Annotated in this window: 22 protein-coding genes and 1 other RNA gene; 10 read left to right on the forward strand and 13 right to left on the reverse strand. The window is 65.9% G+C overall.

Going from position 1 to position 21,925, the window contains the following annotated elements; translation table 11 throughout:
- Positions 1–43 precede the first annotated feature (43 nt).
- Positions 44–895: a maleylpyruvate isomerase family mycothiol-dependent enzyme gene (locus tag ABIA65_RS17950; RefSeq protein WP_354524405.1), complete on the forward strand. Its 852-nt coding sequence runs from the start codon at positions 44–46 to the stop codon at positions 893–895.
- A 12-nt stretch (positions 896–907) separates the two neighbouring features.
- Here ABIA65_RS17950 and ABIA65_RS17955 read toward each other — a convergent pair whose 3' ends face one another.
- Entirely contained in the window at positions 908–1,252 is a 345-nt protein-coding gene (locus ABIA65_RS17955) for an intersectin-EH binding protein Ibp1 (protein WP_354524406.1), read from the reverse strand.
- Between the two features lie 129 nt (positions 1,253–1,381).
- Here ABIA65_RS17955 and ssrA point away from each other — a divergent pair.
- From ssrA to ABIA65_RS17975, 4 genes are all read left to right on the forward strand, one after another.
- Positions 1,382–1,750, forward strand: a transfer-messenger RNA (tmRNA) gene (ssrA, locus tag ABIA65_RS17960).
- A gap of 184 nt (positions 1,751–1,934) precedes the next feature.
- Positions 1,935–2,801, forward strand: coding sequence for a cutinase family protein (locus ABIA65_RS17965; protein ID WP_371747130.1), 867 nt, complete (start codon positions 1,935–1,937; stop codon positions 2,799–2,801).
- Between the two features lie 304 nt (positions 2,802–3,105).
- A complete protein-coding gene (locus tag ABIA65_RS17970; protein WP_354524407.1) occupies positions 3,106–3,351 on the forward strand; it encodes a hypothetical protein in 246 nt (81 codons plus the stop codon).
- A gap of 30 nt (positions 3,352–3,381) precedes the next feature.
- The gene (locus ABIA65_RS17975) at positions 3,382–3,540 is read left to right on the forward strand and encodes a phosphatase domain-containing protein (RefSeq protein ID WP_502919589.1); all 159 of its coding nucleotides are present in this window, start codon (positions 3,382–3,384) and stop codon (positions 3,538–3,540) included.
- Positions 3,541–3,626: 86 nt separating this feature from the next.
- Here the strand turns inward: ABIA65_RS17975 and ABIA65_RS17980 are convergent, their stop codons facing one another.
- Positions 3,627–4,685, reverse strand: coding sequence for a M48 family metallopeptidase (locus ABIA65_RS17980; protein ID WP_354524410.1), 1,059 nt, complete (start codon positions 4,683–4,685; stop codon positions 3,627–3,629).
- Between the two features lie 384 nt (positions 4,686–5,069).
- Between ABIA65_RS17980 and ABIA65_RS17985 the strand changes: the two genes are divergently transcribed.
- The 3 genes from ABIA65_RS17985 to ABIA65_RS17995 all read left to right on the forward strand — a co-directional run bounded on the left by ABIA65_RS17985 (position 5,070) and on the right by ABIA65_RS17995 (position 7,715).
- Complete coding sequence (locus ABIA65_RS17985) at positions 5,070–5,708, forward strand: hypothetical protein (RefSeq protein WP_354524411.1); 639 nt, start codon at positions 5,070–5,072, stop codon at positions 5,706–5,708.
- A 414-nt stretch (positions 5,709–6,122) separates the two neighbouring features.
- The gene (locus tag ABIA65_RS17990; protein ID WP_241400208.1) at positions 6,123–6,839 is read left to right on the forward strand and encodes a DUF4189 domain-containing protein; all 717 of its coding nucleotides are present in this window, start codon (positions 6,123–6,125) and stop codon (positions 6,837–6,839) included.
- 192 nt (positions 6,840–7,031) lie between these two features.
- Positions 7,032–7,715, forward strand: coding sequence for a sensor domain-containing protein (locus ABIA65_RS17995; protein WP_354524412.1), 684 nt, complete (start codon positions 7,032–7,034; stop codon positions 7,713–7,715).
- A 23-nt stretch (positions 7,716–7,738) separates the two neighbouring features.
- On the opposite strand, the gene ABIA65_RS18000 is transcribed toward ABIA65_RS17995, so the two are convergent.
- The gene (locus ABIA65_RS18000) at positions 7,739–8,443 is read right to left on the reverse strand and encodes a putative periplasmic lipoprotein (protein WP_354524413.1); all 705 of its coding nucleotides are present in this window, start codon (positions 8,441–8,443) and stop codon (positions 7,739–7,741) included.
- Positions 8,444–8,559: 116 nt separating this feature from the next.
- On the reverse strand, positions 8,560–9,495 hold the full coding sequence (locus ABIA65_RS18005; protein ID WP_354524636.1) for an esterase family protein: 936 nt from the start codon (positions 9,493–9,495) through the stop codon (positions 8,560–8,562).
- Positions 9,496–9,821: 326 nt separating this feature from the next.
- Between ABIA65_RS18005 and ABIA65_RS18010 the strand changes: the two genes are divergently transcribed.
- A complete protein-coding gene (locus tag ABIA65_RS18010; protein WP_354524414.1) occupies positions 9,822–12,071 on the forward strand; it encodes an alkaline phosphatase family protein in 2,250 nt (749 codons plus the stop codon).
- 7 nt (positions 12,072–12,078) lie between these two features.
- Here the strand turns inward: ABIA65_RS18010 and ABIA65_RS18015 are convergent, their stop codons facing one another.
- The 7 genes from ABIA65_RS18015 to ABIA65_RS33500 all read right to left on the reverse strand — a co-directional run bounded on the left by ABIA65_RS18015 (position 12,079) and on the right by ABIA65_RS33500 (position 17,301).
- Positions 12,079–12,339, reverse strand: a complete 261-nt coding sequence (locus tag ABIA65_RS18015; protein ID WP_241400204.1) for a hypothetical protein — start codon at positions 12,337–12,339, stop codon at positions 12,079–12,081.
- Complete coding sequence (locus ABIA65_RS18020; RefSeq protein ID WP_354524637.1) at positions 12,339–12,851, reverse strand: nuclear transport factor 2 family protein; 513 nt, start codon at positions 12,849–12,851, stop codon at positions 12,339–12,341. The genes ABIA65_RS18015 and ABIA65_RS18020 overlap by 1 nt, the downstream gene beginning before the upstream one ends.
- A 29-nt stretch (positions 12,852–12,880) precedes the next feature.
- The gene (locus ABIA65_RS18025; protein WP_354524415.1) at positions 12,881–13,984 is read right to left on the reverse strand and encodes an acyl-CoA dehydrogenase family protein; all 1,104 of its coding nucleotides are present in this window, start codon (positions 13,982–13,984) and stop codon (positions 12,881–12,883) included.
- Between the two features lie 7 nt (positions 13,985–13,991).
- Positions 13,992–15,164: an acyl-CoA dehydrogenase family protein gene (locus ABIA65_RS18030; RefSeq protein ID WP_241400202.1), complete on the reverse strand. Its 1,173-nt coding sequence runs from the start codon at positions 15,162–15,164 to the stop codon at positions 13,992–13,994.
- Between the two features lie 26 nt (positions 15,165–15,190).
- Entirely contained in the window at positions 15,191–16,354 is a 1,164-nt protein-coding gene (locus tag ABIA65_RS18035; protein WP_354524416.1) for an RNA polymerase sigma factor, read from the reverse strand.
- 4 nt (positions 16,355–16,358) lie between these two features.
- Positions 16,359–16,763 carry a YciI family protein gene (locus ABIA65_RS18040; protein ID WP_354524417.1) on the reverse strand — a complete coding sequence of 135 codons (405 nt, stop codon included), beginning with the start codon at positions 16,761–16,763 and terminating at the stop codon, positions 16,359–16,361.
- Between the two features lie 367 nt (positions 16,764–17,130).
- The gene (locus ABIA65_RS33500) at positions 17,131–17,301 is read right to left on the reverse strand and encodes a hypothetical protein (protein ID WP_502919580.1); all 171 of its coding nucleotides are present in this window, start codon (positions 17,299–17,301) and stop codon (positions 17,131–17,133) included.
- Between ABIA65_RS33500 and ABIA65_RS18045 the strand changes: the two genes are divergently transcribed.
- Positions 17,287–18,318: a fatty acid desaturase family protein gene (locus tag ABIA65_RS18045; protein WP_502919581.1), complete on the forward strand. Its 1,032-nt coding sequence runs from the start codon at positions 17,287–17,289 to the stop codon at positions 18,316–18,318. The two genes, ABIA65_RS33500 and ABIA65_RS18045, sit on opposite strands and share 15 nt — an antisense overlap.
- Here ABIA65_RS18045 and ABIA65_RS18050 read toward each other — a convergent pair whose 3' ends face one another.
- Positions 18,319–20,316 (reverse strand): GNAT family N-acetyltransferase, encoded by a 1,998-nt coding sequence (locus tag ABIA65_RS18050; protein ID WP_354524418.1) that lies wholly within the window; start codon positions 20,314–20,316, stop codon positions 18,319–18,321.
- A gap of 121 nt (positions 20,317–20,437) precedes the next feature.
- Positions 20,438–21,862, reverse strand: a complete 1,425-nt coding sequence (locus tag ABIA65_RS18055; protein ID WP_354524419.1) for a selenium-binding protein SBP56-related protein — start codon at positions 21,860–21,862, stop codon at positions 20,438–20,440.
- Positions 21,863–21,925 lie beyond the last annotated feature (63 nt).

Genomic DNA, 21,925 nt, shown 5'->3' on the forward strand with positions numbered 1-21,925 from the left:
GGATTCTCACCGTGCGGGTCGCAGCGGGCGATACGGTCGTCTGGTGAACAGCCCTTCACGTCCACTGACCGTGCTCGACAAGAACGATGTCCTCGACGGCCTCTTCACGTCCTGGGACGACATCGACCGTCTGATGGCCGACGTGCCCGATGACGGGTGGCGACTGCCGACGTTACTTCCGGGATGGTGTGTCCACGATGTCGTCGCACATGTGATCGGCACCGAGGAGATGCTGCGCGGGACCGCGACACCGGAGACCGACGTCGACGTGTCGACACTGGAGCACGTCCGGAACCCGATCGGTGCGATGAACGAGTGTTGGGTGCACCACCTGAGCGGTGAGACCGGCGCCGATGTGCTGCAACGCTTTCGCAGCGTGACGGCGCAGCGCCGCGAGGTGTTGACCGCGATGAGCGATGAGGAATGGAACGCGCCGTCGGTCACGCCCGCCGGACCAGACACCTACGGCCGCTTCATGCGCATCCGGATCTTCGACTGCTGGATGCACGAGCACGATATCCGCGACGCGTTGTCGCGCCCAGCCTCCGACGCCGACCTGGGCGGGCCCGCGTCACGCCTCGCGCTCGACGAGATGACAAGCAGCATGGCGTTTGTGGTTGGAAAGCGCGGCAAGGCGCCCGAGGGCGCGCGGGTGGCGATCGAACTGACCGGCCCGGTGGCGCGCAGCATCGCGGTGGCAGTCGACGGCAGGGCTGCGGTGGTCGACGACTTCGGCGGGGCGGAGCCGACGACGACCATCACGTTGGACGGGCTGCAGTTCACCAGGCTGTGCGGCGGGCGGCCGATGACGACGGCACGATCCCAGGAGATCAGCTACCGCGGTGACGAGGAAGTCGGCCGACGGATCGTCGCCAACCTGAACTACGTGATCTAACGGCCTGCCCGGTTACGGGCTGGAGCTGAAGGTCGAGCGCGGAATCGGCTGTGGTCCCTCGGCCTGCGCGTCCTCCTCCAACCCGATGACGCTTCCGCTGTTGGCCCCGGTGGCCGGGATGCCGTCGATCTCGGGGATGTCGGGATTGGCGGCGGTTGAGGTGAAGCCCTGGTTCGAGGTCGGCACCAGGTACGGCACGCACGTCGTGGTGAACACGTCGGACTCCTCACCGCTGGTGCACGCCGCGAGGGGAGTGGACACGGCCGTCGTGGCCATGATGGCCGGCGCCGCGAGGGCGGCCAGCGCGAGTCCACCGGTGAGCATGAGTCGTTTTGACGGGATCAGCGAGTGCACCATGCGGCCCATTCTAGGGCGGCGAATGGTCCTCAGCCCGACTACGTGATCGGACCGGAACCTAAACACGTTGGCCGTTGTCGTAGCGCTCGGTATGATGGGATGTCCGGCCGAAACTCGGCTGGGATGCGAGGGGCTGAACGGTTTCGACTTCGCGCATCGAATCAAGGGAAGCGTGCCGGTGCAGGCAATTGACCACCGTAAGCGTCGTTGCAACCAATTAAGCGCCGATTCCAATCAGCGCGACTACGCACTCGCTGCCTAAGCGACTGCGTGTCTGTCAGACCGGGAGCGCCCTCGGCCCGGACCCTGGCATCAGCAAGAGGGACAAACCCATACGCCCGGTCGCGGGGAGTACGGGGACATCAAACAGCGACTGGGATCGTCATCTCAGCTTGTTCGCGTGACTGAGAGATCCAAGTAGAGACATAGCGAACTGCGCACGGAGAAGCCTTGAGGGAATGCCGTAGGACCCGGGTTCGATTCCCGGCAGCTCCACCGGACGAGCGGGCCAGAGCGAAAGCTCTGGCCCGCTCTCGTTGACGCCGCCGCGCGAGCACGCATGTCGGGCGGGCGCCAAAGCGCCGCCCTCGAACTTCGCTGAAAAGCCACGGCTTGTGCGTTTCTCCTTGCGAAGCGATAAATTCGAGACATGTCTCCTCATTGTGGGCGTAGCTCGCGCGCGATGGGCCTGCGATCGGCGGGTCGCTGGGTCGGCCGCGGCGCTGCCGCGCTCAGCATCGCCGCCGTTCAGCTGTGGACTCCGAACGGCGTGCCGCTTGCGGCCGCCGCCGACTGCGCCGACGCCGAGGTGGTTTTCGCACGGGGCACCGACGAGCCGAAGGGCATGGGCGCCGTTGGCAACGCCTTCGTCGACGCGTTGCGCGAGCAGGCCGTCGGCCTGAACATCGCGACTTACGCGGTGGACTACGACGCGGGCAAGCTGCAGCTGGGCAGCGGGGACGGCGCCAAGGACGCGATCAAGCGCATCAAAGCCACGGCGACATCGTGCCCCGACACCAAGATCGTGTTGGGCGGATACTCGCAGGGGGCGAACGTCATCAACATCGTCGCCGGCAATCCCATCGTCGGGATTGCGTGGGGCGCTTCTCTGCCTTCTTCGTTCGCGACCAACGTCGCGGCGATCGCCACCTTCGGCAACGTCGCGAACCGCTCGGGCACGAAGCTGCCTTCCCAGTCCGAGATGTTCGCTGGGAAGGGGATCGACCTCTGTAACCCCGCCGATCCGATCTGTCACGCAGGGCCCGGCAACGAGTGGAGCGGTCACACCGACGGCTATGTGCCCGGGTACACCACGCAGGCAGCCGCTTTCGTGGCGTCCAAGTTGTTGGCCGGCACGGACCAGGTGGCCCCCGGTATCGGACCGCCGACGGGTTACGGACAGCTGCCGGGGTATGACACGTCGCTGCCGGGGCCCGCTCCTCAGGTGCCGATCTACGCGTCGCAGCCGCGGGGCTCCGACCACATGCCGCCGGGGTGGGACGAGTCGGCGCCGGGATTCGATCCGTCGTTGGCGACCGGGTTGCCGTGACGCTCGCGGGCCGGCGAAAGCCGTGGCCCGCTGTCGTTGTCAGTCAGTGGCCGCCTGCGGAGCGTGTCGCGCCACCGTGGTGTTCATCGCCGCGCGAAATTCGTACCGGTTTCGATTCCCGGGTCCTACTTTTTTCACGTCTCTTACTACGTGAAGACGACAAGCAACGCGGTGAGGGCGATCGCCATGAGCATGGGTTCCTCACGCACGGCGAGTTGGCGACATTTTGCCCATGAGTTCGGGGCGTCGCGGGCTACGGTCTACAAGGTGCGTGCCCTGGCGGCTGACAATGGGGAGGGTGGCGATGAGTAAGCAGAGCCGAGTGTTCCTGCGCGGCCTCAGGTTGGCGCTTCTGCACCATTTGAGCACGTGCGGCAAGTGCAAACGGCCGTACCCTGCCGACCCGGATGAGCGCGGCAATTGGTTGGAGCAGACCTTTCAGGGACGCGCGTTTCAGGTGATCTGCCCGGATTGTCAGACGCCGGAGCAGGCGGCCGAGCGTGAGAATCGTGCAGCGACAGAGTCGCACGACTTCGACGACATGGGCTGATCGTCCAGCAGCCGAAGGGGTGCGATGGCGATGACGGGTGACCGACGTTCTGATCGCATCGTGAAACTGGAGATCCTGCGGTACCTGCGCCGGCACTACGACGTCCGAGGGGCGATCGACGACAACCCCGAAGTGATCGCACTATGGGAGTCGCAAGGCATTCCGGTGACGATCGTGCCGGGCTGGTGACCGCGCGACGCTATGCCGACCGGGCGCCATTTCGTCCTTGGCCCAGTAAGTTCGAAGACCGCACGCGACCAAACGCTGATTCGCAGTCAGTGCTCGGGGCTGTCGCTGCTGCCGCGGCGCCAATCGGTGATCTTGCGCCCCAGCGTGTCTGCGGCATTTGTGGCAGCGCGCCCCACTCCGTCGACGACGCCCGACAACCCATCTCGCAGTCCGCGAATCAACCGATCATCGGACTGGTCGAAGCCATCGCGGTACACCCGGGCGGCCGCGGCTACATCGTCACTCCAGGAATGGTCTTCGTCGTTCGACCGCACGGGATAGTCCCCGGCCAGGATTGCGCCGTATCCTCCGGAGTCGACCCACTTCGTCAGTGCGGCGGCCCTGAGCACGGAGAACGGATGGGTCTGAAGCTCGAGGTTGAGCAGCTTGAGCACTCCGTCGCGCATGTCGCCGCTGCGGTCGTACTCGGCGGCTTGGGCAAGGAAGGCCTGCGAGTCCATCTTGTCGAGCCGGCCGCCTCCAGCCAGCTTCAGTTGCACCCGGATGCCGGCATCGAAGTCCTGCCCGCACAACAGGCCGGCGCGGTCACCGGACAGCTCCGACTTTCGCTGCCACTCCATGAGCGCGGCGACGATGGCACGCAACGCCCAGCCGCCGACAGGTAGGAAGCCAAGTGCCGACGACAGTCGCATGAGGTGCATGAGCATGGTCCGATACACGGCATGCCCGCTGAGGGCGTGGCCGAGTTCGTGCCCGATGACGAAACGCATTTCGGCTTCGCTCATCAAGTCGCACATCCCCGATGTGAGTACGATGAACGGCTGCTCCATCCCGATTGTGTACGCGTTGACGGTCGGCGACTGCACCACGAACAGCTCTGGTTTGACTGGCGCGTCCAGCACTGAGACACACTCCTGCAGTATCACGTCGAGATCGGCGAACTGGCGCGGTCCCACGCGTGCAGCGCTTGCCAAGTACAGGAGCCGGTGCTGGCGTTCTCGCAGCATGCCCGACAGCACCTTGAGGATCTGATCGAATCCCTTGAGCCGACGCAACGCCGTGAGCGCGGTCCGGTCCGCGGGGTGCTCCCACGCGCGCGAGCTGATGTCGGGGAACGTTGTTCGGCCGACGGCTTCCTTGGTCACACCCACAACGCTAATCCACATCGCAATGCTGCGATGCACCAATCGCCCTCGACAAGGGCAAGAAGGCCCCGTGGCGTTATGGCGAGGTGTTGGGCTTCGAGCAGCAGTCGGGTGATCGCCGGTTGCCCGCAGGGCCTGCGTAGCGGTCGCTGCTCCTACGGATTGACTAATGACATTGTTATTCATGAGATTTGGGAGGTTCGTCGCAGCGGGAACGGTGCAGTTCATGCTCCAGGGTTGGCCGTAGGTGGTGGCACTGTCGCCGGGAGATCAGGCCCGCGAACGGACGTAGCAACACACCGGTGACCTTGCCGCGGGCATTGGCCTTTGCCTGTGTCGGAGCGTTTCCACCGGTTCGGGTTCATGCTCTGACAATCTGTGCGGGTGGATCTGATGTGGGGTGTCGTCGCGGTGACGGTCGCGACGTTGACGGTGGGGCTTGCGGTGCGCCGGTTCCTCATGGTGGGAAGCCAGTTGGTGTTCTCCCGCTACGTCGCCGTCGGCGGGTTGGTGGCGTTCTCCACCGACCGCGAAGACTCCACCGACGCCCACGGCGGCCTCCATCGCGTGCGGTTCGAGGTGGGCGGGCCCGGCGTCTTTCACAACGTCACAGTGCAGCTGCTCGGTGTGCCGGAACTGAGCGAGAGTGCTGAGTTGCAACCGCCCGCGCTGCGGCACACCATGGCCGCCGGTGACAGTCCGATCGAGTGGACGTTCCGGCTTCCCCACGAAGCGACCGAGCGGGCGTGGGTGATGGTGACGTGGGTCCGGCCGTATCTGCAGGGCGTTGAGTCCGAGGCGCTGGCGCAATGGTTGCTGACCGGTCGCCTCTACGAATGGCGGTGGTACTCCGAGACGACCCGCTACGTGCGGACCATGATTCGTTTCGTTGCCCGACGCTGGTCGGTGCCGGCGGGCGAGTCGATGCGTGAGTTGCCGCTGTACGGGCGGTGGCGGCGCACGTCGTCGAACACCAGCGCCGATCTGTTGGGCCCCGCTGCCAGTGCGCCGCCGGTGGCCTAGGCCGTCCTGCACTGCCGGGGCGCACCCCATCCGGCAACCTGGCCGCGCCAGGAAGCGGAGGTCGTCTTGAGCTGTGGTTACTTGTTCTTGTGCCCTGGCCTCGGGGGTGGCGGCGGCGTGGCCTTGGTGGTCGGCTCGAACTTGCCGCCCTTCTTGGGGTCGTATGTGCCCTGCTTCGGATCGGCCATGGTGATTCCTCTCGTTGGTCCACCACTGTCCACGGTATCGATGACCGTGCCCGACTATTGCGGAACTGGTGAACGAGCCGGCGAAGGCGCGAATAGTCAACAAGCAGATGCACCACCGATGAGGAAGGGGCAAGCGATCAGTCGACGAAACCATGCCTCGTCTGGGCGGTGCGCAGCTTCCAACTCCTGAGTGCGGCCCCGGGGCAGCGATCACACAGGACAAACCATGACAAGCACTTACCAAGGCCGCGCTCTGTGGCGAGGCCGGACCACTGCTGCCACCCTGCTAGCCGCCATCGCGATCGTCGTCGGCATGGTCGGCGCACCCGCGCCGGCGCATGCGGCTGACCAGTACATCGGGTTGGCCCTCGGATTCATCAACGAGAATCCTCCCGTCACGATGGCTGGCGGGTCGGCGATCAGTGCCACGCAGGATCAGGCCGGCACGGGGGCGCTGACGAACTGCTCGAACAACGGCGGGGGCCACTGCGTGACTCAGGTGATCGCCAAGAACGAATGCGCCGCGGCCGCCTCGAATGACTTCGGCGAGATGACGGGAGCATCTGACCCGTCGCTAACCGCCGCCCAGAGCAAGGCCAAGGGCATGCTGCAGAACCAGCAGGGCGCGAAGGTCATCGTCTCGGGCTGCGCCAGCGGAGCCACCCCGCCACCGTCGAACGAACCGCCGCCGCCCGCGCCGCTGCAGGGGCCGACGGTCTCGTTCGACACGGTCGTGGGCGGTCTGGTGGCTCACATCACCGACCGCAGTGGAGTCTCGTCGCAGTGCACCTATACGACGGACAACTTCGACCGCAGCTTCGCCCTACCGGCGAACGGCAGTTACGACTTGAGGATCGTCCCCGCGGTTCCGCGATTCCGGGACTGGACCGTCACGATCACATGTGACAACGGAACCAGCACGACGGCCACGACGTACTTCTGAGCGATGGAAAACGCAGGCGGAGGGCGCGACCCACCAATCGTTATCAAGAAGCGCGGCTCATTGTGATCACGAAACACCAGCAATATTCGGATGGTGTCGGCGACACTGCTGCACCATTTTTCTATAGACGCGCTCCGGGGGGAGTCGCGCCACGTTGAAAGGTCTGGTCTCGGCTCGAAGGGGGAGCTTCACATGCGACGGTCAACGGTCACACTCGCAGCAGCAGTCATCTGTGTTCTTGCCGCGGGGTGTGTGAGTACGGGTAGTGCCGAGTCGCCTACACCGACCCGGTCGAGGATTCCGCGTCCTCTGGTCGAGCGGGAACTAGCCAGCTTGTTGCTGAGCCCCGACCAGGTCAATGCGGCTATGGCGACGTCCGGGATGGCGGTCACGGAGAGCCAGTCCGCGATGGCGGACAACAGTGCCACCATGTCGCCGCCGGAATGTCTCGCCATCGATGGTGCGGCAGAGGCTGCCGTTTACGGCAACAGCGGTTACTGGTCCGAGCGCGACGAGAGCCTCAACAACGGCGATGCCTTCACGCACTATCTCAAGCAGGCCGTGGTGCTGTTTCCGACCAGGGAGGTGGCGGGCGCGTTCTTCGACACCTCGGCTCAGCAGTGGCCGGCCTGCCACGAGTACACCCACGCGCAGAGCGGCACGCACTGGGTCGTGGGACAGATCTCGAACACCGACGCAGCACTAAGCGCGATTGCGACCGAACAGGACGCCGGTAGCCCCGGCTGGGCCTGCGGACGCGCGCTGGCGTTGCGAAACAACATCATCGTCGACATCAACACGTGCAGCGCCAACCCAGCTGACTCGGCGTCGAAGATCGCAGGCCAGATCGCCGACGATGTGACTTCGCGGTGGTAGCAATGACTCAGCGGCCACGGTCGCTACTGCACGACGGTGAAGGGCAGATTCGCCGAGCCGATCTGGTTCAACGGGTACGGCGTGACGACAGCGGCCGACACTCCGCCCTGGCCGGCAGTCATGGACGTGTCGAGCGCGATCCGGTACCGAACCGTGAAGGCCTGGCCCTTGGACAGCTCCTGCGCGTTGGCGAACTGCCCGAGGTAGTCCATGCCCGTACCCGCGGCCGGATGGTCGACCTGGGTCCAGCCACCGGTGGCCCGGTCGAAGTACTCGACGGTGCCCACGGGAACCTCCAATGGGCCCGGTGCGCAGCTGCAGTGGTCGAGCACAACCACGACGCCGACCTCCGAGTAGGAGACGGGTGAGTCATTGCAGGCCGTCACATCAACCACGACCGGCGGATCACCGGGTTTGATGGTGCCCGAGGGCAATCCGCTCATCGTGACCGACACTCGGCCGATCTGCGGAACCCATTGGTAGGGGTCGGCCGTCTCGACCGGGGCGTCTGACGGGTTGAGTTCACAGCCGCTGCTGTCAGCGCTGGGGCTCGCCGCAGTCGATGACGGCTCGCTTACCGCAGTTGGCGGCGGTGACGCTGTACTCGTCGTCGGCGCGGTCACGGTGACTGTCGAGGCACCGGTACTGGTCGTGTCCGTGCCCGCCGAGCATGCGGTCAACCCCATGACCGTCGCCAATGCGATCAGCGTGGTCTTCATCGCCGTCATGTCTAGAGCCCCTCCCGCCAGTACTGATGATGGCGGGATTTCGGGGACGCCGCGGGCTGTTGGCGTCAACTACTGGCGATAAGGGCGTCGATGCCGATGCCGGTCGGCGCCGCGGATCAGCTAGTCGGTTCCGCGCCGAGCGCGCGTTGCAAGTCCGGCTTCATCGCCAGCAGCTGATCTCCCCAGTAACCCCAGCCGTGTGTGCCGCTGGGCGGGAAGTTGAAGACGGCGTTCGTGCCTCCCGCGGCGACGTACGCATTCTGGAAGGCGATGTTGCTCTTGAGTGTCGACGTCTCCAGCAGGCCACCACCCGGGTTGCCGGCGCCCAGCTCGTTCGCGGTGCCGTTGCCGCAGTAGACCCACAGTCGGGTGCCGTTGGCGACCAGCTTGGCGACGTTGACCGTGGGATCGTTGCGTGCCCACGCCGGGTCGCCGGGCGGACCCCACATGGCGTCGGCCTTGAATCCGCCCCCGTCGTTCATGGCGATGCCGACAAGCCTCGGCCAGAGGCCCTGTGACAGGTTCAGGAACCCCGACAGCGACGCGGCGTACACGAACCGGTCCGGGTGGTAGGTGGCATAGGTCAGCGCGGGCGCACCGCCCATGGACAGCCCCACGACGGCGTTGCCGCTCTGCGAGACACCCTTGTTCTCCGAGAGCCATGCGGGCAGCTCCTGGGTCAGGAAGGTCTCCCACTTGTAGGTCTGGGTGGTGCCGTTGCCGACGGCGGGTTGGTACCAGTCGGTGTAGAAGCTCGACATGCCGCCGACCGGCATGACAACCGACAAGCCGGACTCGTAGAACCACTCGAATGCCGCGGTGTTGATGTCCCAGCCGTTGAAGTCGTCCTGCGCGCGCAGGCCGTCGAGCAGATAGACCGCGTGCGGGCCGCCGCCCTGGAACTGGACGCGGATATCACGGCCCATGGCCGCCGACGGGACGCTCAGGTACTCGATCGGCAGGCCCTCACGGGAGAACGCGTTCGCGGTGGCGGGCGCGCCGGCGACGGTGATGAGCGCGGGCAGCACCATCGCCACCAGTGCACCGGACATCAGCCGACGAAGCGTGCGGGCGAGACTCGACAAGGGAGGGTCCTCCTGGACATTCGATCGATCCGATGCGCCTCCTGCAGGGGCGCCGATTGTTCCGGGCGCGCCGAAATGAGGCCGCGGCGAGGGTATCGCCTTTCCGTCATTATTAGTACATCAAAGTATTGAAGTGTGGTGAGCGCTACACCCTCCGAGGTGTCGGACCCACTGCTGGCGGCCAGCACGCAGCCCAATTCATTGATTCCTCAAGAACGAGGTCGACGACCCGCGTAACTTCCGGCGCAGAGTATTCCGCCGCCCCATCCGCGGGTCAACGAGAGGAACCGTCCATGGGTTATGCGAGGCACGTCGGTCGCGTCGGAGCGCTGGCAGTGGCGTTGGGGGTGGGCGCGGCCGTGGCGTCCGCTCCGGGCATCGCCTACGCAGACCCATCGGAGGGCGGGGCGTCGTCGTCCGACGCCACGTCATCGACTTCTGCGGGGGAGTCCTCGTCTCCGAAGTCGGCACCGAAGTCGTCCCTCAAGTCTTCCCTCAAGTCGTCGTTGAAGTCCGCATTGAAATCCTCGGCAGACGCCGATGCCGACACCGACACGTCAGGGTCGGATCCGAAGCCGGCATCGGGCGCGGCCGCAGAGTCCGCGAAGGACATCGACACCCCCGCTGCCGATGAGCCCGCTACTGATGGCACCGCCGCTGCCACACCTGCGGACGCCGTTGCCGCTGACACCGAGGCGCCGGCCGACGTCGTGGGCGCCGAGGAAACCCTGCCCGTGGTCATTGACGAGGTGGTCCCACCGGTCGTCATCGATGAGGGCACCCCGCTCGTGAATCCGCCGGTGCAGGACCCGGTGAAGGGCAACGACTCAGGGCAGGACCCGGCGAAGGGTAATTCGGCCAAGCCCCCCGCCGCCCACGAGCAGGTGACCGACGTCGACGCGACGGTCAAGGCTGCCGACGAAGTCCAGCAACAGCCGCAAGCGTCCCTGCTTGCCGCCGTTGACGAAATCTCCACTCAGCTCGCGTCCGATGCCGCCACAACGGTTGCGGCGGCATCGAATTCGGTGGTCTCACCACCAGCGGTGCCGGTTCGACCGAAGACCCTGGTCGGCGTCGTCACGGAGATCGTCGCCTCGGTGCTGCAGCCGCTGCTGCACCTGGGGGAGGGGTCGCCGATCCAGCTGCCGATCCTGTCGGCGGCGTTGTCGTTGGTGCGAAACGAGTTCGAGCGGATCCTCGCTCCCGCCAGGGCGAACTTCATGGCCCAACAAACGGTCTCTCTGGTCCCCAATCCCACGCCACCACCCTCGGTGCTGGTGGATCCCACGCAGCCGCGCGTACTGGTGATCGCCATCGACGGCGCGAACTTGAGCAGGATCCTGGCCGACGATTACAACCAGAACTTCTTCGACCTGATGGGCGTCAGCACCACCTCCGCCTCGAGCATCGTCGGGCACACCACCATCTCCAACCCGTCATGGACGGCGATTCTGACCGGGGTGTGGGGCGAGCGGACCGGGGTGATCAACAACGTCTTCACCCCGTGGACCTACAACACGTGGCCGACGGTGTTCAACCAACTCGAGGCGATCGATCGAGACATCCAGACCGTGGCCGTCGGGAACTGGGACGTCATCAACGGCATCGCAGGGGCCGGATCGATCCCCGCCGATCAGAACGTCTTCATCGGTCAGGTCGCGGGGGACAAGAACTGGCTGGCGACCGATGACGCGGTCGCCGACTGGACCGTCGACTCGATCTCGGGTCTAAACGGCCCGACCCCGAACTTCCTCTTCAGCTACTTCGTCGGTGTCGACGAGAACGGCCACATGTACGGCTCCGCCTCGGAGGAGTACAAACTGGCCATCCGGAACATGGACGACAACCTCGGTGAGATCTTGGACGCGGTGGCCGCCCGCGAGGCCATGGGCGAGGAGTGGACCATCCTCGTGGTCACCGACCACGGCCACCAGCCGCAGGTGGGCTTCGGTCACGGATTCCAATCACCGGCTGAGACAGGGACATTCGTCATTGCCGAGGGGACAGATTTCGGCGACGGTTTGATCAACCCGCGGTACGAGATCGTCGATATCACGCCGACGGTGGTGACTCTGTTCGGCGGCACACCGCGCGCCGGCTCCGACGGTGTGTCGCTGACGACGCTCGGCGGAAGTGACCTCGACCCCGTCGACCTGAAGCAGGCGCTGAAGGATGCGATCGCCACGAACGGCTATCCCGATATCGGCACCCAGGTGGCGTTGGGCGTGCGTACGGTCTTCGCCTCGGTGCCCTACTACGTGTTGACCTTTGGCAAGGAGATCGTCGCGGCGCTGCCGAGCTTCCTGTCAGGGCCGGCGCAGATCGTCATCGATGGCCTGTATGTGATCACCAACATCCCCGCCCAGATCGTCTCGTTCCTGACCGGCGTGTCGGGCGCCCGCATCTTCCCGCTGCTGCCGCCGGCGCCGCCCGCGTTCACGCCGGAACAGGACGCGATTCTGCCGGACGCCATCCTCATGGCCGGCTGCGGTGTCACCGGCTCGATCGCCGAGTCGTGGTGCGGCGCGGCCAGTGTCGCGTGACGGGGCGCTAGATTTCCTTTGTCACGTCGATATGCAGGTCTGGCCACGGCGGGCGGCGAACCATGGTGATCCCGGCCAGGGTTGCCGACAGCAGGCCGACGAGGATTCCCATCAGCGCGATGCGAGTGGCGTCCGCCGCGGGAGACCAGGTCGGCTTGCCGTCCTTGATGACGAACACGCCGACCGGCTTCGTAACCGGGATCACGGTGGCCCCGTCGGGGGTCTGGAACTGCTGGCCGAACACTGAGTCTTGGGCTGACGACGTCATCACTCCACATCCCTTTGTAGCAGCGAGAAGAATTGGTACGAAGGATCATTCGCGTCCGGAGAGCCTACCGGAGTGTCCTTGGTGATCGGATGGCTCAGATCCACCGAGGACGGGTCATTGATGTGGGCCCAGTCGGTGACGATCTTTCGCTCGATGAACTTCCATGTGTCGGAGCGTCTCTCGTACTTGTCGAGGTAGCGGCCGCCGACGATGACGTCGACGTCGCGATCGCCCGCGCCGAACGTGTGCGTCGCCAAGGTGTAGATCTCGCCTTCGGCGGTGTTGCCGCTGATGGCGAAGTTCACCGTGGTGATGTTGTGCTGCATCGACCGAATGTAGGGGCGGGCGGCCTCGAGCTGGCTGAGGAAGTCGTCGACCCCACCTGTGGAGAAGGTGCCGTGGTCGTCCTCGGCGTCGTCGTGATAGAGGCCGCGCAGCGCATCGATGTCACCGCGGTCGACGGCGCGGCAGTAGCCGTGCACGAGCTTCCGCAACTGAAACTCGTCGAACATCTCCCGCAGCTGGGCATCTGAAGGTGCGCTCACAGCGACACGGTCTCGTAGGATCCGAGCGCACCCATCAGCGTGCGCAGCTGATCGTCGGCCGAGCCCAGCGTCTGGCCGATCGCGGTGAGGCGGGCAGCGTAGTGGCCCACCGGATACTCGGCGGTCACGCCTATCCCGCCGTGCAGTTGAATCGCCTCCTGGGCGATGTGGCGCCCCGACCGACAGATCTGCAGTTTGGCCCTGGCGGCGATGACGGGGTCGTAGTTGCCGTCGGCGATCGATATGGCGGCGTACAGGCTCATGCTGCGCGCCAGTTCGAGCGAGACGTACATGTCCGCGGCGCGTTGGGTCAGTGCCTGGAACTTGCTCAGCGGCACGCCGAACTGCTTGCGGTTCTTCAGGTACTCGGTGGTGAGGCGCAGGGCCTCCTCCATCGCGCCCACCGCTTCGGCGCACAGCGCCGACTGATGCCGGATGAGGGCTCTTCGCAGGCCAGATGCCGCATCTCCGCCGGCACCGAGTGGTTGCGCTGTAACGGAGTCCAGGTTCAGCTGTGCGGCGCGCTGGCCGTCGAGGGTTCGGAACGCGTGCCTGCTGACGGCGTCGGCGTCGATGACGAACAGCCCGACCCCAGTCTCCAGTGCCGCGCTCACGACGAACACGTCGGCGCAATCGCCGGACAGCACGGGGTTCTTACGGCCGGTGACGGTCCACGAATCACCTTGGCGCTCAGCGCGGGTGGTGACGCGTGTCGACAAACCGCGCATGCCCGGTTCCTGGTGTGCCAGGGCCAGTAGCGTCTGACCCTCCGACACCGCGTCGAGCAACCCCCGCTGTTCATCGTTCCCGAGTTCGGCGATCAGTCCGCCGGGAATCAGTGCCGCCTGCGCGACGGGTTCGGGCGCCAGCCGCCGCCCGATCTCGGTGAGTACCACCATCAACTCGATCTGGCCGGCCTCCTCGGGCTCGAAACCAAGTCCGAGGATTCCGATCTCGGCCAGCGCTGACCAGACGTCGCGGCTCCAGCCGAGTTCGGTGTCGTCGACCTTGAGGAGCGCATCGATGTCGTAGGTGCGCGCCAGCGCCTCGCGGGTGACGTCACGCAGCATGCCCTGCTCGTCGGTCAGGTCGAAGTTCATGGCGTCCTCACAGTCCCAGAATCGTCGAGGCGACGATATTGCGTTGCACTTCGTTGGTCCCGCCGTAGATCGAGACCTTGCGGTAGTTGAGATACTTCGGCGCGGCGAGCTGAGCCCACGCCGGCGTGTCGATGTCGCTGGCGCCGACTGGTAACGCGTCGGGGCCAGCGACGTCGATCAACAACTCGGTGACCGCCTGCTGAAGCTGGCTGCCCTTCAACTTGAGGATCGATGACGCCGGGTTCGGCTTGCCGTCGGCCTCCGAACCACTGACCCGCAGCTGCGTGAGCTCCAGAGCCAGCAGTTCGTTCTCGACCTCCGCGACGCGGGCCGCGAACAGCGGATCGTCGAGCAGCGTGCCGTCCTCGGTCGGTGTGTTCGCGGCGTGCTCCTTGACCTGGGCCAGCCAGACCTTCGTTGTGCCGATCCTGGCGATGCCGGTGCGCTCGTTGCTCAGAAGGAACTTGGCGTAGGTCCAGCCGCTGTTCTCCTCGCCGACCAGTTGATCGGCGGGGACACGGACATCCTCGAAGAAGACCTCATTGACCTCATAGCCGCCGTCGATCGTCTTGATGGGGCGCAGCGTGATGCCCGGCGTCGACATCTCGGCGAGCAGAAAGGAGATGCCCGCCTGCCGCTTGGGCGCGTCCGGGTCGGTGCGCGCGAGAACGAAGATCCAGTCGGCGTACTGGCCCAACGTGGTCCACGTCTTCTGACCGTTGATCACGTAGGAATCGCCGTCACGGACTGCGGTGGTGCGGACCGATGCCAGATCGGAACCGGCCTCCGGCTCGGAGAAGCCCTGGCACCACCAGATATCGAGGTTCGCGGTTGGTGCCAGGAACCGCTCCTTGAGTTCCTGCGAACCGAAGGCGGCGATCACCGGGCCGACCATGCTGGCGTTGAACGCCAGCGGCTCGGGTACACACGCCAGCCGCATCTCGTCGGACCAGATCTGTCGCTGAAGCGGTGTCCAGTCCTGGCCGCCCCATTCCACCGGCCAGTTCGGCACTGCGAGGCCGCGTTGGTTCATGATTCGCTGCGCCGTGGTCACGTCGTCGGGGAAGCGGACCTGGCCCGCTCGCATCCGCTCGCGGATGTCCGCGGGGATCTGCGTGGTGAAGAACTCTCGCAACTCGTCGCGGAAGGCGGCGTCGGCCTCACTGAGCGTCAACTTCATACTGCCCGACGGTAGGCCACCGTCGTCTAGTCGATGTCGCGAAGGGTCCGGCCAATCCGCGCCGCCTGCTTGGTGAGGTGGTGGCGTTCTGCCAGATTTGGAGCGGACTGGGCGGCTTCGGCATACAGCCGTGCTGCGGTCGCCAGGTCGCCGGCCCTCTCGTGGAGGTAGGCCGACGCGGCGGGGTAGCGAGGTAGGCCCGGGTCCACCTCGGTCAGGGCCGCGAGGCCCGCTGTCGGGCCGTCGGCCTCGCCGATCGCGATGGCCCGGTTGAGCGCCACGACCGGGCTTCCTGTGAGCCGGAGCAACTCGTCGTACCAGCCGACGATCTGCACCCAGTCGGTCTCCTCGGCGCGCGGCGCATCGGCGTGCAGCGCAGCGATCGCCGCTTGCGCCTGGAACTCGCCGAGTCGGTCGCGGCTGAGCGCCTCCTGCAGGATGACGACGCCCTCGGCGATGAGCGAGGTGTTCCAGCGGGTGCGGTCCTGCTCGGCCAGGGGGACCAGGCTGCCGTCGTCTCGAGTCCGAGCCGGCCGCCGGGCATGGTGCAGCAGCATGAGGGCCAAGAGTCCCGCGGTCTCCGGATAGTCGTCGGCGGACTCGGTCCTCGACGCCAACTCACGTGCGAGCCGGATCGCCTCGGCCGCCAGGTCGACGTCACCCGTGTAGCCCTCGTTGAAGGCGAGATACAACACGCGCCGCACGGTGCCCAGGTCGCCCGGCTCGGAGAACCGCACGTCGCGGACCGTGCGTTTGGCGCGGCTGATCCGTTGCGCCATCGTCGCTTCCGGTACTAGATATGCCTGGGCGATCTGCCGGGTGGTCAGGCCTCCGACGGCGCGCAGCGTGAGCGCCACCGCGGAGGCCGAGGACAACGATGGATGCGCGCACAGGAAGAAGAGCTGCAACGTGTCGTCTGCGGACTCAGTCGGTCCGGGAGCCGGCTCGACGGCGACCAGCTGCTCCCGGTCGCGGCGCGAGTTCTCCGATCGGTGCGCGTCGAGGAACTTGCGCCACGCGACCGTGACGAGCCAGCCCTTCGGATCGGCGGGCTGCTGGTCGGGCCAGGCCAGCGCGGCCGCAACGAGCGCCTCCTGCACGGCGTCCTCGGCCGTCGCGAAGTCGACTCCGCGACGAACGAGGACGCCGATCACCGCGGGCGTCAACTCCCGCAGCGGCAGGTCATCCATCACGTCACTCGGTGACCGTCGGGTGTGCGGTGAGGAACGGGCGCACCTCGAGCCACTCGTGGATCGGCTTGCCGCCGGCTCCTGGGGCCGCCGATAACTCGCCAGCCAGGGCGAGCGCGCGCTCATAGGTGTCGACGTCGATGATCATCCAGCCTGCGATCAGGTCCTTGGTCTCCGCGAATGGCCCGTCGGTGACGGGTGGGCGGCCCTCCCCGTCATACCGGACCCACGCCCCCTCGGGCGCGAGCGCCTGGCTGTCGACGTACTCACCGGTGCCCTCGAGTCTGGCGGCGAAGTCGTTCATGTACTGGACGTGGTCGTCGATCTCCTGCGGCGCCCACTGGTCCATCGGCACGCCGTTCACGGCCTCGGGAGCGCCGCGGTAGTGCTTGAGCAGCAGGTACTTCATGTTGGGTTCCCTTCTCTGGAGCGGCCTCGGTGGCCGCATTCAACCCTGGGACGGAGCCGTGACTCCAGTCTCGACATGCTCGGCCCATCTTTGTTCTCGGCACAGCACTCGGACTGGACCGATTGTGCGACACCTCCGGTTACGGATACATTGTGGGATCGCGGTGAGGAAGTCGCCGTAGTCCAGGATGGAGTGGGTCATTGTCCGTGCCTGTCAGGCCCGGTTGCTCCGTCCGCATCCGCTCCTCGTCGTTGGGGTGTGATGCACCGTTGCCATCACCGAAGTAGCTGAGTACGCGCACCTGAGCGACGCCGACGTCGAGGCACTCGGGCGTTCGCTCGACGAGATCCGTCGCGACGTCGAGGCGTCACTCGGCACAGCCGATCGCGCGTACATAAAGCGCGTCATCCGGCTTCAACGGTGCCTTGAAATCGGCTCCCGACTGACGATCTTCGGCAGCAGGAGCAAGACCGGATGGACGGCCGGAACCGTCGGCCTGCTCGTGTCCAAGTGCATCGAGAACATGGAACTCGGCCACAACATCATCCACGGGCAGTGGGATTGGATGAACGACCCGGAGATCCACTCCAACACCTGGGAGTGGGACATGGTGGGTCCGTCCTCCCAGTGGCGGCACGCCCACAACTATCGCCACCACGTCTTCACCAACGTGATCGGCATGGACGAGGACCTCGGCTACGGCGTCCTGCGCGTCAGCCGCGACCAGGAGTGGCAGCCCGGTCACCGGTGGGCGCCCCTGTGGGCATTGCTGCTGTCCATCGTCTTCGAGTGGGGCATCGCACTGCACGACCTGGCCACCGAGCAGGACCACGAGACGAGTGAAGAGGTCAAGGCCGACCTTCATCGGGCGATGGTCCGCAAGATGGTTCGCCAGGCGAGCAAGGACTATCTGTTCTTCCCGGCGCTCAGCGGACGGCGCTTCTTCCGGACGTTCCTGGCGAATCTGGTCGCGGGCGGATTCCGCAATGGGTGGGCGTACATCGTCATCGTCTGCGGGCACTTCGCCGACGGCGCGGAGAAGTTCACTCCCGAAGCCGTCGCGAACGAGACGAAGTCGGAGTGGTATCTGCGGCAGATGCTGGGAACCGCGAACTTCAACGCCGGTCCGGTCATGAGGTTGATGAGCGGAAGCCTCTGCTACCAGATCGAGCACCACCTGTTCCCCGACCTGCCGAGCAATAGGCTCCCCGAGATCTCGGGACGAGTTCAGGCACTCCTTGCCGAGTACGACCTGCCGTACACGACGGGTCCACTGACCCGTCAGTTCTGGCACACCGTGCGCACGATATGCAAGCTCTCGCTGCCGGATCGCTTCCTGATCGCGAGCTCCGATGACGCGCCGGAGACGGCATCGGAGGAGAAGTTCAGGACCGTGGCGAAGGAGCCTCGAATCCTGCCGCTGCACGTCGTCGGCACACGACGAAACGGATTGAGCACCGCGATCGCGGGTCGCGCGCAGGCGATGGCGCGCACCACGCGTCGGCCGAGGGCGGCGCGTTTCGCCGCCCTCGTCGCGCTTCGCTTCGGCGCCTGATCAGTTCGGCTGCACCGGCCAGTCCAGCGCGAACTTCTTGCGACGTTGCACCGGCACGAGATCGAGGTACTCGTGATGACGGGCGATGAATCTCTGGACGAACGGACAGATGGGTATCACCGCTAGCCCCTGCGCCCGTGCGGTGTCCAGCGCGGATTTGACGAGCAGCGTGCCCAGCCCCTCGCCCTCGTGCGACGGGTCGATCTCGGTGTGAGTGAAGGCGATGACTCCGGGCCGGCGTCGATACTCGGCGAAGCCGAGAACAGTCCCGTCGGCTGTGATCTCAAAACGCTTTCGGTCTGGGACGTCGGTGACGTTCGGCGCCAACGCATCCGACTGTGCGTGCACAGCTGGCAGTAGTTGTAGGTAGCGGTGCACGAGGGCGATCGCCACGCCGCCCTCACCCACGGATGCCGCGACGCGCTTCACCGATCCGGAACGGATGTCGCCGACGGCGAACACTCCCGGGGCGCTCGTCTCGAGGGCGAAAGGCTCGCGGTCGGCCGTCCACTGTTCGGCCCTCATTGCGTCGACTCCCGTCAAGACGAAACCGTGTTCGTCGCGGGCGATCTGCGAGGGCAGCCAGTCGCTCGATGCCTGAGCGCCGATGAGGACGAAGAGCACCCCGGTGTCCCGTCGGGATGTGACGCCGGTCCTGCGGTCGATGACGTCGATCGCCTCGAGGCGTTCGTCGCCGTGTACCGCGACAACCTCGGATCCGGTTTCCACCCGAATGTTGGCCTTCGTCGCGATCTGCTCAACGAGGTAGGCGGACATGCCCGCCGCCAGCGATTCGCCTCGCACGAGCAGCGTCACCGACCGCGCGTGGCTGGCGAGGAAGATCGCGGCCTGGCCGGCCGAGTTGCCGCCGCCGATCAGGTACACATCGTTACCCTGCGTGAGGTTGGCGTCGCTGCGTGCGGCACCGTAATAGACGCCGGAGCCGACGAAGCGATCGATCGAATCGACGTCGAGGCGCCGCCATTGCACGCCCATCGCGAGAACGATCGACCTCGTCTGAAGAACGTCCCCGCCATCCAGCGTGACGGTCATCTCGGCGGGGTCAATGGCCTCGACCCGTCGGGTCACGACGATCTCAGCGCCCAATCGTCTCGCCTGCTGCAGTGCCCGGCTCGCGAGTTCGTCTCCGGAGACGCCGAATGGGAACCCCGTGTAGTTCTCGATCCTGGTCGAGGTGCCGGCCTGCCCGCCCGGGGCGAAGGACTCGATCAGCCCGGTCTGCAGCCCCTCGGATGCGCCGTTGACCGCCGCCGTCAGGCCCGCCGGGCCACCGCCCACGATCACCAGGTCGTATCGCGCCGAGCCCGGCGCGACTGTCAGCCCAGCGCCCGTGGCGACGTCACGCATCGTCGGCGCGATCAACCGGGTGCCATCGCGGAGCACCACCACCGGATACGGGGCGGCTGCGGAGACACGACCTCCGGTCCGTGCAATAGCGCCGGGATCGTCTGGGTCAAGGCGTTCGTAGGGGATCTGGTTGCGGCGCAGAAAGCTGTCACAGCTGTGAACGCCCGGATCCAGGCGCGGACCGATGACGAAGATCCCCGGCTCGGGCGGCTGTGCGGCGGCGATCTTGAGCATCTCCATGCGATCCAATGCGGCAGCACCGACCGTTGCGGAGATCTCGGGCGCCATCGCCGCAAGGGTGTGGAACACCTCCGTGGTCACCTTCAGGACGCGCGACGTCTCGGCGGCCCGCATGCTGGCGGGCAGGGGAGTGCCGAGCGTCATGGGGATCTCGCCTGCGAGCTCCCCGGGATGCCGGACACCGATCACCTGCTCGACGCCGTTCACGAGTTTCGTCAGCTCTGCCTGACCCTCGACCACGATCGCCAGGGCGCGACCCTCACCCTCGTGGGCCACGTACTCTCCAGGCGTGAGATGGATGTCCTCAACCTCGCCGGCAAGGTATTCGAGTGCCTTGTCCTCAAGCGCTGAGAACAGCGGAATTCCCGCCAGTTCCTCGATGGTGAACATGACTGCCTCCCATGCTCTTCGCATATGGCGTTCCACAAGCCATGGGGAAATCGTCCACCGGGCATCGGCGGGGCGCATGAGGCATCCGCCTCAACTGCGGCGTGCTGGGGAGGGGCGACGTTTAGCGGGTGTAGCAGTACGAATCGCTCGAGGCGTCGCCACCCTGGAGTCGGGTCTGGTGGACTCGAAGACCATGAAAGTCGTCGCCGCGCAGAAGGAACGTGCTGTCGGAAACAAGGCCTCCCGTGGAGATGTCGGCGTCGAGTTTCGTCATCCACGCCCCGACGCCGTCAGGGTAGAACACGTCGTCCCAGGACGAGTACAGCGAGTTCGTCAGGTACACCCGGCGGCCGTCGCGGCTGATCTCAACCATCTGCGGTCCACCGGCCAGCGGCGACTCGGGAGCCGCCGGATGCGGTTCGCGCCGCACGATTCCGCCGAGGTGCACCGACGCCGTCTCGCGCGGATGGAGCGGATCGCTGACATCGAACTGCTTGAGTTCGCCAGTGCCCCAGCATGATACGTACAGCCATCGATCATCGACTGACAGATCGATATCGGTGACCAGCGGTGGAACCGCACCGAAGGACTTCAACAGCGGCGGCAGGTCGTCGGGGTCGGCGGGCTCGGCCGGGATCGTGATGACCTTGTCGACCGCCCACTGATCACCGTCCTTGTGCCACAGCCACACCGACGCGGACAGGTCCTCGGTGCTGATGACCGTGTCGACGAATCCCCACGCTTTGGAGGGGTTGTGCGCGGGTCGCAGCTCGAGCGTCATCTGGTGCTGCTCGCCAAGGTCGACGCGCTGAGTCAGCTTCCGCTCGGACATGCTCCAGAAGTCGATGTGGTGGCCGAACTTGTGCCCGAGCAAGTCCTCGGGGTTGAGGCCGTCCTCGATCATCGACGGTGAGGCCCACTCCGATGTGATCACGGTGTCGTGATTGAGGTGCCACCAGACGTCGTACGCCAGGACTTGCGGTCCGCGGTCGACCTCCCAAGGGCCGATGACCTCGAACGTGTCGTGGTCGATCAGCGCGATGCCGCCGGGACCGTCCGAGCCGTTGGCGCCTCCCAGCGCCGACATGAAGATGCCTCCGGGTCCACAGTGCACCGTGTGCGGGCGTGAGTAACCGGCCTTGGCCGCCAGCTCATCGGCCTCGATCGTGTGGGTCACCACCGGATGGCGAGGATCGGGCTTGGTGTCGAGGACATAGATCTGCGACGAGCGCAGGCCCGGCACGAGCAGATACCGCCGCTCGAGTGCCTCGTGACGGCCGTGCCCGTGCTCGCCATGTCCGTCGTGGCAGAGCGCGCTCGAGCACGCGTTCCAGCCGAAGTGGTGTAGTTCGTTGCCGGATGTAGGTAGCTCGGTCCAGCCGACCACACCACCGAAAGTGGTGGACTCGGGGTCGCAGTCGACCACGGCAAGCGCGTCGTTCTGCTTGCTCGTCGGGTCGAATGCAACGACGTAGGCGAGTCGTTCGGGGGCGGCGGCAACCGCCTGGACCGGGCTGCGGTAGAACGTCGGATCAGTCGTGGTCATGACTCCTCCAAGGCTCGCGGACAGGGCGGCTCACTTGATCTTTCGCCCGGGACATTGGAATGT

The sequence above is a fragment of the Mycolicibacterium sp. 624 genome, from assembly GCF_040548615.1.
GTDB lineage: Bacteria > Actinomycetota > Actinomycetes > Mycobacteriales > Mycobacteriaceae > Mycobacterium.